The sequence below is a fragment of the uncultured Microbacterium sp. genome (genome assembly GCF_947488465.1).
Lineage (GTDB): Bacteria > Actinomycetota > Actinomycetes > Actinomycetales > Microbacteriaceae > Microbacterium.
Window position 1 is genome coordinate 340,330 of sequence record NZ_CANKZA010000003.1, and the last position, 14,469, is coordinate 354,798.

Consider the following 14,469-nt stretch of genomic DNA (forward strand, 5'->3'; position numbering starts at 1 on the left):
ATCCGAGGCACAGCCCCGAGGAGCAGACATGAGCACCATCGACTTCGCCGCTTTCACCGCACCGTCGATCACCGCGCCGCCCCGAGCCGCGCGTCCGACGCGACTGCGTCTCACCGTCCGCGGTCGACGGGTGCTCGCATTCCTCGCCGCTCTTCCCGCCGTTGTGGCGCTGAGTATCGCGATCGTCTCGGGCGGCGGTGCGCTGGCATCGGAGGAGACCAACGCGCTCGCGGGAACGTTCGAACACGTCACCGTGATGCCGGGTGACACGCTCTGGTCGATTGCCGAGTCCGCGGCGCCCACGGCGGATCCGCGCGATGTGGTCGACGCGATTGTGCGCCTCAACGCGCTCGCGTCGGGTCAGCTCGAGGCGGGGCAGACCATCAGCATTCCGCTCGAGTACACTGCGGGCAACTGAGCTCGGGGAGTGTGACGCTTGACGCGCCCTACGATGGAGACGTGGCTGTACGTCTCGATGACCTTCCCCTCCGCGATGACCTTCGCGGTCTGACGCCCTACGGAGCACCGCAAGCTCCGCTCCCGGTCGCTTTGAACGTGAACGAGAACACGCATCCGGTTCCCGAAGACGTCGCCGACGACATTCTGGATGACATCGCACACGCGCTGCGGGACGTCAACCGCTACCCGGATCGTGAATTCACCGCGCTGCGGGAGGGATTCGCCGGCTATCTCGGACACGGACTCACGCGGGATCAGATCTGGGCGGCCAACGGATCGAACGAGGTGCTGCAGCATCTGTTGCAGGCTTTCGGCGGACCTGGCCGTACGGCATTCGGGTTCTCGCCGACGTATTCGATGTACCCGTTGCTGACACGTGCGACCGGGGCCTCGTATGTCTCCGGTGTTCGCGCGATGGACTACACGATCGACGCGGATGACGCTGCACATCAGATCGACCAGGCGGACCCCGACGTCATCTTCCTCTGCGCTCCGAACAACCCGACCGGCACGCCCCTGCGGCTCGATGTCATCGAGGCGGTGTACGAGGCCAGTCGCGGCATGGTGATCGTGGATGAGGCGTATCAGGAGTTCGCGCCTCGCGACGAGCGTTCTGCGTTGACGCTCCTCCCCGGGCGGGAGCGACTCGTGGTCTCGCGGACGATGAGCAAAGCCTTCGCCTTCGCTGGCGCGCGCGTCGGATATCTGGCCGCCGACCCCGCGGTGATCGACGCGCTCCGTCTCGTGCGATTGCCCTATCACCTCAGTGCCCTCACTCAGGCTGCGGCGACGGCGGCGCTCCGACACGCGCCGGCCATGCTGAGCATGGTCGAGGACATCGTCGGGCAACGGGACAGAATCTCGGCGACCTTGGCTGCTCTCGGCTATGAGCCCTACGAGAGCTGGACGAACTTCGTTCTGTTCGGTGGAGTGGATGACCCCGCAGCGACCTGGCAGGGTCTCTACGACCGTGGTGTCCTCATCCGCGACGTGGGGATCCCGCACAGCCTGCGTGTCACAGCCGGGACCGAGTCGGAGTCGACCCTGTTCCTCGACGCACTGGCATCACTCGGACAGTGAGGACGCACCCGTCTCGATAGAGTGGGGCGATGAGCATTTCCGCGCCCCGTACCGCGTCGATCCGGCGTGCGACGAGCGAGTCGACCGTTGAGTTGGATCTGGATCTCGATGGCACGGGTCAGAGTCACATCGATACATCCGTCCCGTTCTTCAACCACCTGCTGACCGCGTTCGCCAAGCACTCGCTGACGGATCTCACGGTCCGGGCGTCCGGTGACACCGACATCGACGCACACCACACGGTCGAGGACGTCTCGATCGTTCTCGGGCAGGCGATCCGCCAGGCGCTGGGCGACAAGGTCGGAATATCGCGGTACGGCGATGCTCTGGTGCCGCTCGACGAGGCCCTCGCGCAGGCCGTCGTCGACATCAGCGGCCGCCCCTACCTCGTGCACGAGGGCGAACCCGCGGGCTTCGAGTACCACCTGATCGGCGGCCACTTCACCGGCTCGCTCGTGCGGCACACGTTCGAGGCCATCGCGTTCCAGTCGGCGATGACGGTGCATATCCGCGTCGTGGGTGGCCGCGACCCGCACCACATCGCCGAAGCGGAGTACAAGGCATTCGCCCGCGCGTTCCGCCAGGCCAAGTCTCTCGATCCGCTGGTCTCCGGCATCCCGAGCACGAAGGGCGCTCTGTGACAGACGCTTCGCGGCCCCTCGTCGCTGTCCTGGACTACGGTTCCGGCAACGTCCACTCTGCGGTGAAGGCGCTCGTCGCCGCGGGCGCCGACGCCCGACTCACCGCGGATCGCGGACTCATCCAGGACGCCGCGGGGCTTCTCGTTCCCGGCGTCGGCGCCTTCGAAGCCGTCATGAGCGCCCTGCGTGCGAGTCGTGGCGACGAGGTGATCGAACGGCGGCTGGCCGGAGGTCGCCCCGTCCTCGGGATCTGCGTCGGCATGCAGGTGCTGTTCGGTCGAGGTGTCGAACGCGGCGTCGACACCGAGGGTCTGGGGCAGTGGCCAGGCGTCGTGACGGAGCTCGATGCTCCCGTGCTCCCGCACATGGGCTGGAACACGGTGCGCGCGGGGGAGGGATCCACACTCTTCCGCGGGATCGAGCAGGAACGGTTCTATTTCGTGCACTCATACGGCGCCCAGCAGTGGCACCTCGATGTCATCAAGCCGTTCCGAGCTCCCGTGCTGAGCTGGTGCGACTACGGCACGCCCTTCCTGGCCGCGGTGGAGAACGGGCCGCTGACGGCAACGCAGTTCCATCCGGAAAAGAGCGGGGATGCCGGCATCCGTCTGCTGGGTAACTGGATGTCCACCCTTCCGCAGGCGGGGTAGTCTCTCTCACTGTGCATGCGCGACCCCATGCGCGCTCATCGACCCCCACTTGGAGCCATGAACGATTTCGCGTCCACCCCTGAATTGATCCTGCTGCCGGCGGTCGACGTCGCAGACGGGAAGGCCGTCCGCCTCACCCAGGGCGCCGCCGGAACCGAAACCAGCTACGGCGACCCCGTCGATGCGGCCCTGACCTGGGCACGCGACGGTGCGCAGTGGATCCACTTGGTCGACCTCGATGCGGCCTTCGGTCGGGGCAACAACACCGCGGTCATCCGCAAGGCGATCAAGCAGCTCAAGGGCGTGCAGGTCGAGCTTTCCGGCGGCATCCGTGACGACGCGACGCTCGAAGCGGCGCTGGAGTCCGGTGCGACCCGCATCAATCTCGGCACCGCGGCGTTGGAGAACCCCGAGTGGGCGGCCGATGTGATCGGGCGGTACGGCGAAGCGATCGCCGTAGGACTCGACGTCCGTGGCACGACGCTCGCCGCGCGTGGGTGGACCCGCGACGGCGGTGACCTCTGGCAGGTGCTGGACCGGCTGGAAGATGCGGGGTGCAGCCGCTACGTCGTCACCGACGTGACCAAGGATGGCACGCTGCGCGGCCCCAACCTCGAGTTGCTGCGCGAAGTGACCTCGCGCACCACCAAGCCGGTCGTCGCCTCGGGCGGTATCTCGAGCCTTGATGACATCGCGGCTCTGCGTGAGCTCGTGCCCCACGGTGTCGAGGGCGCGATCGTCGGCAAAGCGCTGTACGCGGGCGCGTTCACGCTCGCCGAGGCGCTGGATGTCGCCGGGGACTGATCACTCCGCGGACTCTGCCGGAGTTCCGTGGGAAGGGCGCAGCTTCGACGCGAACCCGCACGCCGGTGACGACGGATCGGCGGACCCGACGTTGCAGGCGGCGTTGACGGCGTTCCGCAGTGGTGCGGGGTCGGCGTCCGCGATCGTCGCGGCTTATGCTCGCGCGCGCGTGTTGATCCCCCTGGTTGCAGACAAGGGCGATGAGGGCGTCGGGCCGACGGGGCTCCGCGTCGACAAGACGCAGGAACTGTCGATCGTCACGGTCGCTGCGCCCGACGGACGGCGTGTGCTCCCCGTGTTCACCTCGGTCGCCGCAATGTCGGCGTGGGATCCGCTGGCACGCCCCGTCCCCGCCGACGGTGTGCGGACGGCCCTCTCCGCAGCGGCCGACGACACGGATCTGATCGTGATCGACCCGGGCACTGAGAACGAGTTCGTGTTGCGGCGACCCGCCGTGTGGGCGCTGGGCCAGGGGCAGGCCTGGGAGCCCGCGCACGAGTCTCCCGAGGTGTTCACGGCGCTGCAGGAGAGCATCGGGAGCGAGCTTGCCGTTCTCGACCTCGCCGTTGCGTCCGGCGATCCGGAAGGACGCTTGCACGGGCCCGAACTGATCGTCCGCCTGCACCTGGTCGACGGGCTCGACAGGGCACAGCTCGATGCCGTCCTCCAGCGCCTCGCGGCGCGTTGGGCCGCCGATGATCGCATTGCGGTGCTCGTGGATTCCCTGACAGTCAAGCTCGTCCGCGCCTGACCGCCGCGCCTTGTCTCCCGTGCCTGTCCCGCGAGACCGCGCGTGTGTCCGCTAAAGCCGCGGACATCGGGACACGAGCGCGGTCTCGCGAAATGAGGGACGGCGCCCGCCTGCGGTTTCCGCGCAGATCTGCCGCGAAACCGCCAGTCAGGTGACCGGGAGGGTCAGGTGACGGGGCCGGTCCACTTCTCGCCAGGTCCCTTGCCGATCTCATCGGGGATGACCGATGCCTCGCGGAACGCGAGTTGTACCGAGCGGAGTCCGTCGCGCAGAGACCGGGCGTGCATGTCGCTGATCTCGGGCGCGGCGGCGGTGATGAGGCCCGCGAGCGCGTTGATGAGCTTGCGCGCTTCGTCGAGATCCTGCTGGGTCTCGGGATCGTCGGCGAGTCCGACCTTCACCGCCGCGGCGCTCAGCAGGTGGACGGCGGCGGCGGTGATCACTTCGACCGCCGGCACGTCGGCGATATCGCGGGATGCCGCGGACGCGGCCCGTTCTTGTTCCTCCCACCGGGCGATGCGCTCGGCATCCTGAGGATCGTCGCGGTCGGAGGATGCGGGGTTCGTGGCCACGGGTTGCTCTCTGCTAGACTCAGCGGGCACCGGAGTGTTCTACTCCGGATCGAAAGAGGATCACATCCCACCCGCGCTTGCCGCTCCAGGCTACCGGGTCACGCACTCCGCCTCGTCCGCGAGGCTGTCCAGAACATCGGATGCGGGTGCGAGAAGGACGAAGCCGACGCGTGCGTCGTGCGGGGTGGTCGTGATGCTCTTCCGCCCGAGACACACTCCTGTGTGTCCGGTGGCCGCCACCGCACGAAGAGGAGTTCCGCACATCAGCGATCCCCGCACCAACGACCGCATCCGCGTTCCCGAGGTCCGCCTCGTCGGACCCGCAGGTGAGCAGGTCGGCGTCGTCCGTATCGAGGTCGCGCTGCGCCTGGCTCAGGAAGCCGATCTCGACCTGGTCGAGGTCGCTCCGGACTCGAAGCCTCCCGTCGTCAAGATCATGGACTACGGGAAGTTCAAGTACGAAGCCGCGCAGAAGGCGAAGGAAGCGCGCCGCAACCAGGCGAACACGATCCTCAAAGAGGTTCGTTTCCGCCTGAAGATCGACAATCACGACTACGAAACCAAGCGCAAGCGCGCCGAGGGCTTCCTCAAGACCGGCGACAAGGTCAAAGCCATGATCTTGTTCCGCGGTCGCGAGCAGTCCCGTCCCGACCAGGGCGTGCGCCTACTGCGGAAGTTCGCCGAGGATGTGGCTGAGTTCGGCACCGTGGAGTCCAACCCCACGATCGACGGACGCAACATGGTCATGGTGATCGCGCCGCACAAGAACAAGTCCGAGGTCAAGACCGAGCAGAACGCCCAGCGCACTGCCAACCGCGAAGCCGCACGCCAGGCGCGTACGGGTTCGGACACGGACGCCACGGACGAATCCGCTTCCGCGGAGTAATCCCCACAGACTCCGGCCCGCCGGATCCACAACGAAGGAAAAATCATGCCGAAGCAGAAGACCCACTCGGGTGCCAAGAAGCGCTTCAAGGTCACCGGAAGCGGCAAGCTCATGAAGCAGCAGGCCGGGATGCGCCACAACCTCGAGGGCAAGGCCAGCAAGCGCAAGCGTCGCCTCAACGGCGAGCAGGTCCTGGCCCACGGTGACGCCAAGGTCGCCAAGAAACTCCTCGGTCACTGAGTACCGACGCACGTTAGGAAATAGAAGAAATGGCTAGAGTCAAGCGGGCGGTAAACGCCCACAAGAAGCGTCGCGTCATCCTGGAGCGCGCCTCCGGTTACCGGGGTCAGCGTTCGCGCCTGTACCGCAAGGCGAAGGAGCAGGTCACCCACTCGCTCGTCTACGCGTACCGTGACCGTCGCAAGCGCAAGGGCGACTTCCGTCGCCTCTGGATCCAGCGCATCAACGCTGCGAGCCGCCAGAACGGCCTCACGTACAACCGCTTCATCCAGGGTCTCGGCCTCGCCGGTGTCCAGGTCGACCGTCGCATGCTCGCCGAGCTCGCGGTCAACGAGCCGGCGACCTTCGCGTCGCTGATCGCGACCGCCAAGGCTGCACTGCCGGCCGACGTCAACGCTCCGCGCGTCTGACACGTCGCCGCATCATCGAAGGGCGTCTTCCTCCGGGAAGGCGCCCTTCGTCGCATCCGGAGAACGTCGCTGTGCGGCCCTATGCTGAGATCGTGCTCGAGAACCCGCGTTCCCCCCGCGTGCGCGCGGTTGCCAAGCTGACCAAGCGAAGCGCGCGGCAAGAGACCGGACTCTTCCTCCTCGAGGGACCGCAGGCTGCCCGCGAAGCGCTGGCGTACCGTCCCGATACCCTCATCGAGGTGTTTGCGACGCCGGCCGCGATGGAGCGGCATCCCGACCTCCGCGACGCCGCCCGGGACGCGGGTATCGACGTCGAGTTCACGACCGAGGCGGTTCTGGATGCCATGGCCGACACGGTCACGCCGCAGGGCATCGTCGCGGTGGCGCGCCAATCACCGACCTCGCTGAAAGACATCTTCGACGGCACGCCCACACTCATCGCGATCTGCGAAGAAGTGCGTGATCCAGGCAACCTCGGCACCATCATCCGAGCAGCGGATGCGGCCGGCGCGGACGCGGTGGTCCTCACCGGGCGGACTGTGGATCCGTACAACCCCAAGGTGGTCCGCGCCACGACCGGCTCGCTGTTCCACGTGCCTGTCGCCGTCGGCGCCGACCTCGTGTCGACCATCGAGCGCGCGCACGCCTCGGGCCTGCGGGTGATTGCGGCCGACGTCGGAGGAGACGACTTCCTGACTCGACGGGACGTCCTTCGTGAGCCGACGGCATGGCTCTTCGGCAACGAGGCACGGGGTCTCGAAGACGATGCGCTCGCGCTGGTCGATCTCTCGTTGCGGCTGCCGATCTACGGCCGCGCCGAATCATTGAACCTCGCCACTGCGGCAAGCGTCTGCCTGTACGAAACCGCCTTCGCGCAGCGCGCCGATCGCTGAGCGAATTGTTCCGGGCGGGTTACGACTCGGTCAAGATCCTGTGGAGAGCTTGAGTTTTTTCTGAGCGTTCTGCTTAGGCTGACCCCATGGCGACACCCGATCCTGCCCCCGCGACGTCGAACATCACCGTGCGTCGGGGCGACCCGCTCGTCGTGGTGAGCGACGTGCAGAAGCACTACGGCGAGTTTCAAGCGCTCACCGACGTGAACCTGACGGTCAATCGCGGCGAGGTGGTTGTCGTCATCGGGCCCTCCGGCTCAGGGAAGTCGACCCTGTGCCGCACGATCAACCGCCTGGAGACGATCACGAGCGGTTCGATCTCCATCGACGGCACCGAACTCCCCAAGGAAGGGAAGGGACTCGCCGCGCTCCGTGCCGACGTCGGAATGGTCTTCCAGTCGTTCAATCTCTTCGCCCACCTCACGATCCTCGACAACGTCACGCTCGGGCCGATCAAGGTTCGAAAGATGAAGAAGGCGGATGCCGAGCGCGAGGCGATGGTGCTTCTGGAACGCGTCGGCGTCGGGCACCAAGCATCCAAGCTTCCTGCGCAACTGTCCGGTGGTCAGCAGCAGCGCGTCGCGATCGCGCGCTCCCTTGCGATGCAGCCGAAGGTGATGCTCTTCGATGAGCCCACCAGCGCACTGGACCCCGAAATGATCAACGAGGTACTCGACGTCATGGTCGGACTCGCCCAAGACGGCATGACCATGATCGTTGTCACCCACGAGATGGGTTTCGCCCGAAAAGCCGCCGATCGCGTGGTCTTCATGGCGGACGGCAAGATCCTCGAAGACGACACTCCCGAAGAGTTCTTCACCCACCCGAAGACGGATCGGGCCAAGGACTTCCTCTCCAAACTCATCACGCATTGATCGATGTCCGCGGCCTTGTACCGGTCGCGGAGCTCTGAAAGAAACGAAACCAGGAGGACTCCACATGCGTAAGACACGGATCAGCATGACTCTGGCGGGAGTGGCACTTGCCGCACTCGCCCTCGCGGGCTGCAACAGCGGAACGCCGGGCGCCGCTCCCTCCGACGGCGGTACGGACGAAGGCACGGACGAGGGAACGGCCTGGTTCGAGGTCGCCTCCGATGTCGCGCTCGAAGGCAGCCCGACGTTCGACAAGATCAGTTCGGCCGGCAAGGTCGTGGTCGGCGTGAAGGAAGACCAGCCCGGTCTCGGCTACCTCGACGTCGTGAGCGGTGAGCGCACCGGCTTCGACATCGACATCGCCCGTTGGATCGCGGCGTCGCTCGGCATGGATGAGGAGGACATCGAGTTCATCCGTGTCGACTCGTCGGCGCGCGAGCAGTCGATCGTCAATGGCGACATCGACTACTACGTCGGCACCTACTCGATCACCGACAAGCGCAAGGACGTCATCGACTTCGCCGGCCCGTACTTCATCACCGGTCAGGGACTGCTCGTCGCCAGCGACAGCGAGATCACCGGCGAGGGTGACCTCGACGAGACCACCAACGTGTGCTCGGCGACCGGCTCCACCCCGATCCAGAACATCCGAACGAACTACCCGAACGTCCCCACCACGGAGTTCAACAGCTACTCCGAGTGTGTGGAAGCGCTCGTCAACGGACAGGTCGCTGCCGTCACGACCGACCAGGCGATCCTGATCGGGTACGCAGCGCAGCAGCCGGATGAGCTCAAGGTCGTCGGTGAGCCCTTCAGTGAAGAGCGCTACGGCGTCGGCATCACCAAGGGCGACTCCGTCCTGCAGGACCACATCAACACCCTCTTCACCGACGGGGGCGAGATCTGGCAGGCGATCTTCGACAAGAACCTCGGTTCGTCGGGCATCGAAGTCACCCAGCCCGCCGTCGACTGACAGTGCCGCCGGTGACAGGAGCGTGAGCCGCTCCTGTCACCGGCGCTCTCCGCTCCATCCGAGAAGGGCAGGCGCATGGGCGTCATCTTCGATCACCTCCCCATCTGGGGAGAGGCGATCACCAACACGCTGATCCTGTTCTTCGGTGGCGCCGTGATCGCTCTCGTGCTCGGCACGATCGTGGGTGCCGCGCGCGTGTCGCCGGTGCCGATCGCCCGGGCCGTAGGCACGGTGTACGTGAACACCATCCGCAACACGCCCCTCACGCTGGTGTTCTTCTTCTTTGCCTTCGGCTACCCGCAACTCGGGCTTCCGAAGCTCGACTTCACGCTCCTCGGCGTCGTTGCGCTCGGCATCTATACGGCCACGTACGTGGCCGAAGTCCTTCGGTCCGGTATCGGCACGGTCCCGGTCGGACAGGCGGAAGCCGCCCGGGCGATCGGTCTGCCGTTCGGCCAGGTGATGACGCTCGTCGTCCTCCCGCAGGCGTTCCGTTCGGTTGTGCCGCCGATGATGAGCGTCTTCATCGCGCTCCTGAAGAACACGACGGTCGCCGCCGGATTCTCCGTCGCCGAGCTCGGTCGTATCCGCGCGGTCATGAGCGAGCAGGGCGAGAACGCGCTCGAAGTGCTCCTCTGGGTCGCGGCCATCTTCGTCGCGCTCGTGCTGCTGCTCTCGTGGGTGCAACGATCTCTCGAGAACCGATGGAGGGTGGCGCGATGACTTCCGTGCTGTACGACGTCCCCGGACCGCGGGCGGTCCTCCGGAACCGGCTGATCGGTGTCGTGACCGTTCTCGTCATCTTGGCGCTGCTCGGTTTCATCATCTACCGCTTCGCGGAGACCGGTCAGTTCTCGGCAGAGAAGTGGTACGTCTTCACGTTCTCCACCGTCTGGGTGCAGATCGCCGAGGCGACGGGTCGTACCCTCGCGGCGTTCGGAGCCGCGGCCGTGCTCGCCCTGCTGTTGGGATTCGTGCTCGCGATCGGGCGGATGTCCGATCACGCGTGGGTGCGAGTGCCGATCACGGCGATCGTCGAGGTTCTTCGTGCCGTCCCGGTCCTCATCATGATGCTTCTGATGTACTACGGGCTCCCGGTGCTCGGCGTGGACGTCGAGGTCTACTGGGCCGTCGTGATCCCGCTCATGCTCTACAACGGCTCGGTCCTCTCCGAGGTCATCCGCGCCGGCGTCGAAGCGCTGCCCAGCGGGCAACGCGAAGCGGGCTATGCCCTCGGTCTGCGCAAGAGCGGCGTGATGCAGCTGATCCTGCTGCCCCAGGCGATCCGCGCCATGCTCCCCGTGATCATCGCGCAGCTCGTCGTCACGTTGAAGGACACCGCTCTCGGGTTCATCATCACGTATCCCGAGTTGCTCTCGTTCGCGAAGCTGATCGGCAGCCAGGGCACGTACAACCGGCCGATCCTGCAGGCGGCGCTCGTGGCGGCAGCCATCTACATCGGCCTCTGCCTCATCCTGTCCGGGATCGCGAAGTGGGTGGAGATCCGTCTCCGTCGCTCGCCGCGCGCTGTCGCTGCCGCCGACAATCTCGCACCGCTCACGCACGAGGGCACGACCAACACGGAGCTCATCGCGGCTCAGCGGGCGCAAGGCCGGCGTCGCCGCGGCTGATCCACTCGAGCCCGGAGCGGGCTGCGCGCGCCGGTAGACTCCTCTCTTGTGTCTGACGCACCCGAGATCACCGCCGACGCCGTCGAAGCCGCCGTGAGCGCGGCGCTCGCGGCCTTCGCCGCCGTATCGTCCACAACCGAACTCAAGGCCGCCCGCTCGGCGCACATCGGTGAGAGTTCTGCGCTCGCGCAGCTCAACGCGCGGATGCGGGATGTGCCGAACGATCAGAAGGCCGCATTCGGCAAGCTCGTCGGAGCGGGCCGCGGCCGCGTGACGCAGGCGCTCGCCGCCCGAGAGGCCGAGTTGGCCGAGGCGGAGACGGCGGCGAAGCTCGAAGCCGAACGGATCGACATCACCGCGGCTCCCCAGCGCGCGCGGGTGGGCGCACGGCATCCGCTCACTCTGTTGCAGGACCAGGTTGGCGACATCTTCGTCGGGATGGGCTGGGAGATCGCGGAAGGCCCCGAGCTCGAGCACGAGTGGTACAACTTCGACGCGCTGAACCTCGACGCCGACCATCCGGCACGGCAGATGCAGGACACCTTCTACGTCGATCCCGTTGCCGCGCATCTGCTGCTACGCACCCAGACGAGCCCTGTGCAGATGCGGTCGATGTTGACGCGGGACCTCCCGATTTACATCGTTTCGCCCGGCCGCGTGTACCGCACAGACGAGTTCGACGCGACCCACCTCCCCGTCTTCAGCCAGTTCGAGGGGCTCGTGATCGACAAGGGGATCACGATGGCGCACCTCCGCGGCACGCTCGATCACGTCGCCCGTGCGCTCTTCGGCGCCGAGGCGAAGACCCGCCTGCGCGCCAACTACTTCCCCTTCACCGAGCCGTCCGCGGAACTCGACCTCTGGCACCCGACCTTCACCGGCGGTGCCCGGTGGATCGAGTGGGGTGGATGCGGCATGGTGAACCCGAACGTCCTGCGGGCCGCAGGGATCGACCCGGAGGAATACTCCGGATTCGCGTTCGGCATGGGAATCGAACGGACGCTCATGTTCCGTTCGGATGTGAAAGACATGCGCGACATGGCCGAAGGCGATGTGCGTTTCAGCGAGCAGTTCGGAATGGTGGTCTGATGCGCATCCCGTTGTCTTGGCTTCGTGAGTACGTCGATGTCCCCGCCGGCACGACACCCGAGGACGTGCTGGCCTCGCTCGTGTCGGTCGGATTCGAGGAGGAGGACGTCCACGGATTCGGGCTGACCGGCCCGATCGTCGTCGGGCAGGTCGTCTCCTTCGACCCTGAACCGCAGTCCAACGGCAAGACCATCCGGTGGTGCCAGGTCGATGTCGGTGCTTCCCACGGGGGAGTCCGCGGCATCGTCTGCGGTGCCGGCAACTTCTTCGCCGGTGACAAGGTCGTCGTGACCCTGCCCGGAGCCGTGCTGCCCGGCCCCTTCCCGATCGCCGCTCGCAAGACCTACGGTCATGTCTCGGACGGCATGATCGCGTCGGCTCGCGAACTGGGCCTCGGCGACGAGCACGACGGCATCCTGCGGCTCGTCGAACTCGGCCTCGACCCCGAGATCGGTACCGACGCGATCGCGCTGCTCGGCCTCGATGATGTCGCGGTCGAGATCAACGTCACCCCCGACCGCGGATACGCGCTGTCGTTGCGCGGCGTCGCCCGCGAGTACGCGCACGCGACGGGTGCGGCCTTCCGCGATCCCGGAGACCGGGATTTCGAGGATCTCGCGCAGCCGACGAGCGGGTTCGACGTCGCCGTCGTCGACGATGCGCCGATCCGCGGCCGCGTGGGCGCGAGCGAGTTCGTCGTCCGCGTCGTCCGTGGCGTCGATCCGACCCAGCCGACGCCGGCGTGGATGATCGCGCGGCTCCAGCTCGCCGGCATCCGCTCGCTCGGCGTGCTCATCGACATCACGAACTACGTCATGCTGGAGCTCGGCAATCCGATCCACGGCTACGACCTTGATCGACTGACGGGCGGCATCACCGTCCGGCGCGCGCGAGCGGGGGAGCACCTCACGACGCTCGACGGCAAAGACCGCGCGCTTTCGGCCGAGGATCTCCTGATCACCGACGACTCCGGTCCGATCGGGCTCGCCGGAGTCATGGGCGGCGCGACGACCGAGATGACCGACGCGACCCGCGACGTGCTGATCGAAGCGGCGATCTTCGACACCGTGACCATCGCGCGCAGCGCCCGTCGACACAAGCTGCCCTCCGAGGCATCCAAGCGCTTCGAGCGCGGCGTCGATCCCCTCATTCCCTTCGTGGCCGCCCGGCGCGTCGCGGACCTGATGGTGGCCCACGCCGGCGGCACGCTCGGCGAGGAGGGCGGCGCGTTGTTCGCCGAGGTCTTCCTCGAGGCGATCGACCTGCCGCGGGGCTTCCCCGCGGGTCTCATCGGTGTCGACTACACGGATGCCGAGGTCATCGGCGCGCTCGAGACCATCGGCGCAGAGGTGACGGAGGACGGCGAGACCCTCACCGTGATCCCGCCGTCGTGGCGTCCGGACCTCACCGACAAGTGGACGCTCGCCGAGGAGGTCGCCCGCATCACGGGGTACGACCGCATCCCGTCCGTGCTGCCGATTCCGCCCTCGGGCCGCGGCTTCACGTCCGCGCAGGCCGGCCGGCGTCGCGTCGCGAACGCACTGGCCGCTTCCGGTTTCGTCGAGACGCCCTCGTTCGGATTCACCACCGAGGCACAGAATGACCTGCACGGGTCACCGTCGGGAGAGCACCTGCCCTCGATGAGGCTCGCGAATCCGCTCGACGGCCAGGCGCCGTTCCTTCGGCGCTCGCTCGTCCCCGGCCTCCTCCAGGTCGCGCACCGCAACGAGGCGCGCGGACTGACGGACCTGGCGTTGTTCGAAACCGGCGCCGTCTTCCTCCCCGAGGTGGGTGTCACATACGGCACCGAGACCGTGCCGCCGGCAGCCGTGCGACCGGATGCCGCGACCCTCGCCGCACTCGATGCCGCGATCCCGCCGCAGCCGCGCCATGTCGCCATCCTGCTGACCGGCCTCCGGGTCGCCAAGCAGCCGGGTCAGCCGGCAGAACCCTTCGACGTGGCCGATGCGCTGGACGCCGTCCGCACGATCGCCGTCGCGGCCGGGGTCGAGATCACTGTCGCGCAAGCGGCCCGCGCGGCGCTCCATCCCGGTCGCACCGGTGTGCTTCTGGTGGACGACACCGAGGTCGGCTACGTGGGCGAACTCCTGCCGGCCGTTTCGGCGGCCGCCGATCTGCCCGGGAGGGTGATCGTCGCCGAGCTCGACCTCGATCTCGTGCTCGACCTCGCGGGTGAGAAGGTCGTCGCTGCGGCGCTGTCCGGATACCCTGCGGCGACGCAGGATGTGTCCCTCGTCGTGGATGCCGCACTCCCGGCGGCCGGTGTGCGGGCTGCGCTCGCCGACGGCGCCGGGTCGTTGCTCGAGTCTGTGCGCCTGGTGGACGACTATCGCGGTGCGGGTCTTGCGGAGGGGACGAAGAGCCTGACGTTCGCGCTCCGTTTCCGTGCCGATGACCGGACACTGACGGCAGCGGAGGCGTCGGAAGCGAAGCTCGCTGGCGTCGCCGCGGCTGCGGAGCGGTTCGGGGCGGCGATCCGCGAGTAGTCGCGGAG

General features: G+C 67.2%; 17 protein-coding genes. 16 read left to right on the forward strand and 1 reads right to left on the reverse strand.

The features are described 5' to 3' along the window. Positions 1–28 precede the first annotated feature (28 nt). Genes Q0653_RS09365 through Q0653_RS09390 form a run of 6 tightly spaced genes read left to right on the forward strand, consistent with a single transcriptional unit; the run spans position 29 to position 4,385 of the window. Entirely contained in the window at positions 29–418 is a 390-nt protein-coding gene (locus Q0653_RS09365; RefSeq protein WP_298944359.1) for a LysM peptidoglycan-binding domain-containing protein, read from the forward strand. 41 nt (positions 419–459) lie between these two features. After that, positions 460–1,539 (forward strand): histidinol-phosphate transaminase, encoded by a 1,080-nt coding sequence (locus tag Q0653_RS09370; RefSeq protein WP_298743712.1) that lies wholly within the window; start codon positions 460–462, stop codon positions 1,537–1,539. Between the two features lie 29 nt (positions 1,540–1,568). Next, on the forward strand, positions 1,569–2,180 hold the full coding sequence (gene hisB / locus Q0653_RS09375) for an imidazoleglycerol-phosphate dehydratase HisB (protein ID WP_298743714.1): 612 nt from the start codon (positions 1,569–1,571) through the stop codon (positions 2,178–2,180). Then, positions 2,177–2,830 carry an imidazole glycerol phosphate synthase subunit HisH gene (hisH, locus tag Q0653_RS09380; RefSeq protein WP_298743716.1) on the forward strand — a complete coding sequence of 218 codons (654 nt, stop codon included), beginning with the start codon at positions 2,177–2,179 and terminating at the stop codon, positions 2,828–2,830. Before hisB ends, hisH begins: the two co-directional genes overlap by 4 nt. A 57-nt stretch (positions 2,831–2,887) precedes the next feature. Further along, complete coding sequence (priA, locus tag Q0653_RS09385) at positions 2,888–3,634, forward strand: bifunctional 1-(5-phosphoribosyl)-5-((5-phosphoribosylamino)methylideneamino)imidazole-4-carboxamide isomerase/phosphoribosylanthranilate isomerase PriA (protein WP_298743718.1); 747 nt, start codon at positions 2,888–2,890, stop codon at positions 3,632–3,634. Then, positions 3,618–4,385 (forward strand): SseB family protein, encoded by a 768-nt coding sequence (locus Q0653_RS09390; protein WP_298944360.1) that lies wholly within the window; start codon positions 3,618–3,620, stop codon positions 4,383–4,385. Before priA ends, Q0653_RS09390 begins: the two co-directional genes overlap by 17 nt. Before the next feature lie 164 nt (positions 4,386–4,549). Here Q0653_RS09390 and Q0653_RS09395 read toward each other — a convergent pair whose 3' ends face one another. Then, positions 4,550–4,957: a DUF1844 domain-containing protein gene (locus Q0653_RS09395; RefSeq protein WP_298944361.1), complete on the reverse strand. Its 408-nt coding sequence runs from the start codon at positions 4,955–4,957 to the stop codon at positions 4,550–4,552. A 229-nt stretch (positions 4,958–5,186) separates the two neighbouring features. On the opposite strand from Q0653_RS09395, the gene infC reads away from it, so the two are divergent. The 10 genes from infC (at position 5,187) to pheT (ending at position 14,461) form a co-directional block, all read left to right on the forward strand. Continuing rightward, the gene (gene infC, locus Q0653_RS09400) at positions 5,187–5,843 is read left to right on the forward strand and encodes a translation initiation factor IF-3 (RefSeq protein ID WP_298743724.1); all 657 of its coding nucleotides are present in this window, start codon (positions 5,187–5,189) and stop codon (positions 5,841–5,843) included. Positions 5,844–5,888: 45 nt separating this feature from the next. Continuing rightward, positions 5,889–6,083, forward strand: coding sequence for a 50S ribosomal protein L35 (gene rpmI / locus Q0653_RS09405; protein ID WP_261606443.1), 195 nt, complete (start codon positions 5,889–5,891; stop codon positions 6,081–6,083). Between the two features lie 29 nt (positions 6,084–6,112). Then, complete coding sequence (rplT, locus tag Q0653_RS09410; RefSeq protein ID WP_261606444.1) at positions 6,113–6,493, forward strand: 50S ribosomal protein L20; 381 nt, start codon at positions 6,113–6,115, stop codon at positions 6,491–6,493. Between the two features lie 92 nt (positions 6,494–6,585). After that, positions 6,586–7,386: an RNA methyltransferase gene (locus Q0653_RS09415; protein WP_298743728.1), complete on the forward strand. Its 801-nt coding sequence runs from the start codon at positions 6,586–6,588 to the stop codon at positions 7,384–7,386. An 86-nt stretch (positions 7,387–7,472) separates the two neighbouring features. After that, positions 7,473–8,261: an amino acid ABC transporter ATP-binding protein gene (locus tag Q0653_RS09420; protein WP_298743730.1), complete on the forward strand. Its 789-nt coding sequence runs from the start codon at positions 7,473–7,475 to the stop codon at positions 8,259–8,261. A 64-nt stretch (positions 8,262–8,325) separates the two neighbouring features. Continuing rightward, on the forward strand, positions 8,326–9,234 hold the full coding sequence (locus Q0653_RS09425) for a glutamate ABC transporter substrate-binding protein (RefSeq protein ID WP_298743732.1): 909 nt from the start codon (positions 8,326–8,328) through the stop codon (positions 9,232–9,234). A gap of 75 nt (positions 9,235–9,309) precedes the next feature. Continuing rightward, positions 9,310–9,957, forward strand: coding sequence for an amino acid ABC transporter permease (locus Q0653_RS09430; RefSeq protein WP_298944362.1), 648 nt, complete (start codon positions 9,310–9,312; stop codon positions 9,955–9,957). Next, the gene (locus Q0653_RS09435) at positions 9,954–10,865 is read left to right on the forward strand and encodes an amino acid ABC transporter permease (RefSeq protein WP_298944363.1); all 912 of its coding nucleotides are present in this window, start codon (positions 9,954–9,956) and stop codon (positions 10,863–10,865) included. Before Q0653_RS09430 ends, Q0653_RS09435 begins: the two co-directional genes overlap by 4 nt. 48 nt (positions 10,866–10,913) lie before the next feature. Further along, positions 10,914–11,954, forward strand: coding sequence for a phenylalanine--tRNA ligase subunit alpha (gene pheS, locus Q0653_RS09440; protein ID WP_298944364.1), 1,041 nt, complete (start codon positions 10,914–10,916; stop codon positions 11,952–11,954). Then, positions 11,954–14,461 carry a phenylalanine--tRNA ligase subunit beta gene (pheT, locus tag Q0653_RS09445; RefSeq protein ID WP_298944365.1) on the forward strand — a complete coding sequence of 836 codons (2,508 nt, stop codon included), beginning with the start codon at positions 11,954–11,956 and terminating at the stop codon, positions 14,459–14,461. Before pheS ends, pheT begins: the two co-directional genes overlap by 1 nt. The last annotated feature ends 8 nt before the right edge of the window (positions 14,462–14,469 follow it).

Coding starts and splice junctions, on each gene's coding strand:
- Q0653_RS09365 (WP_298944359.1), top strand. CDS start 29: ATGAGCACCATCGACTTCGCCGCTTTCACCGCACCGTCGATCACCGCG.
- hisB (WP_298743714.1), top strand. CDS start 1,569: ATGAGCATTTCCGCGCCCCGTACCGCGTCGATCCGGCGTGCGACGAGC.
- priA (WP_298743718.1), top strand. CDS start 2,888: ATGAACGATTTCGCGTCCACCCCTGAATTGATCCTGCTGCCGGCGGTC.
- Q0653_RS09390 (WP_298944360.1), top strand. CDS start 3,618: ATGTCGCCGGGGACTGATCACTCCGCGGACTCTGCCGGAGTTCCGTGG.
- rpmI (WP_261606443.1), top strand. CDS start 5,889: ATGCCGAAGCAGAAGACCCACTCGGGTGCCAAGAAGCGCTTCAAGGTC.
- rplT (WP_261606444.1), top strand. CDS start 6,113: ATGGCTAGAGTCAAGCGGGCGGTAAACGCCCACAAGAAGCGTCGCGTC.
- Q0653_RS09420 (WP_298743730.1), top strand. CDS start 7,473: ATGGCGACACCCGATCCTGCCCCCGCGACGTCGAACATCACCGTGCGT.
- Q0653_RS09425 (WP_298743732.1), top strand. CDS start 8,326: ATGCGTAAGACACGGATCAGCATGACTCTGGCGGGAGTGGCACTTGCC.
- Q0653_RS09430 (WP_298944362.1), top strand. CDS start 9,310: ATGGGCGTCATCTTCGATCACCTCCCCATCTGGGGAGAGGCGATCACC.
- Q0653_RS09435 (WP_298944363.1), top strand. CDS start 9,954: ATGACTTCCGTGCTGTACGACGTCCCCGGACCGCGGGCGGTCCTCCGG.
- pheT (WP_298944365.1), top strand. CDS start 11,954: ATGCGCATCCCGTTGTCTTGGCTTCGTGAGTACGTCGATGTCCCCGCC.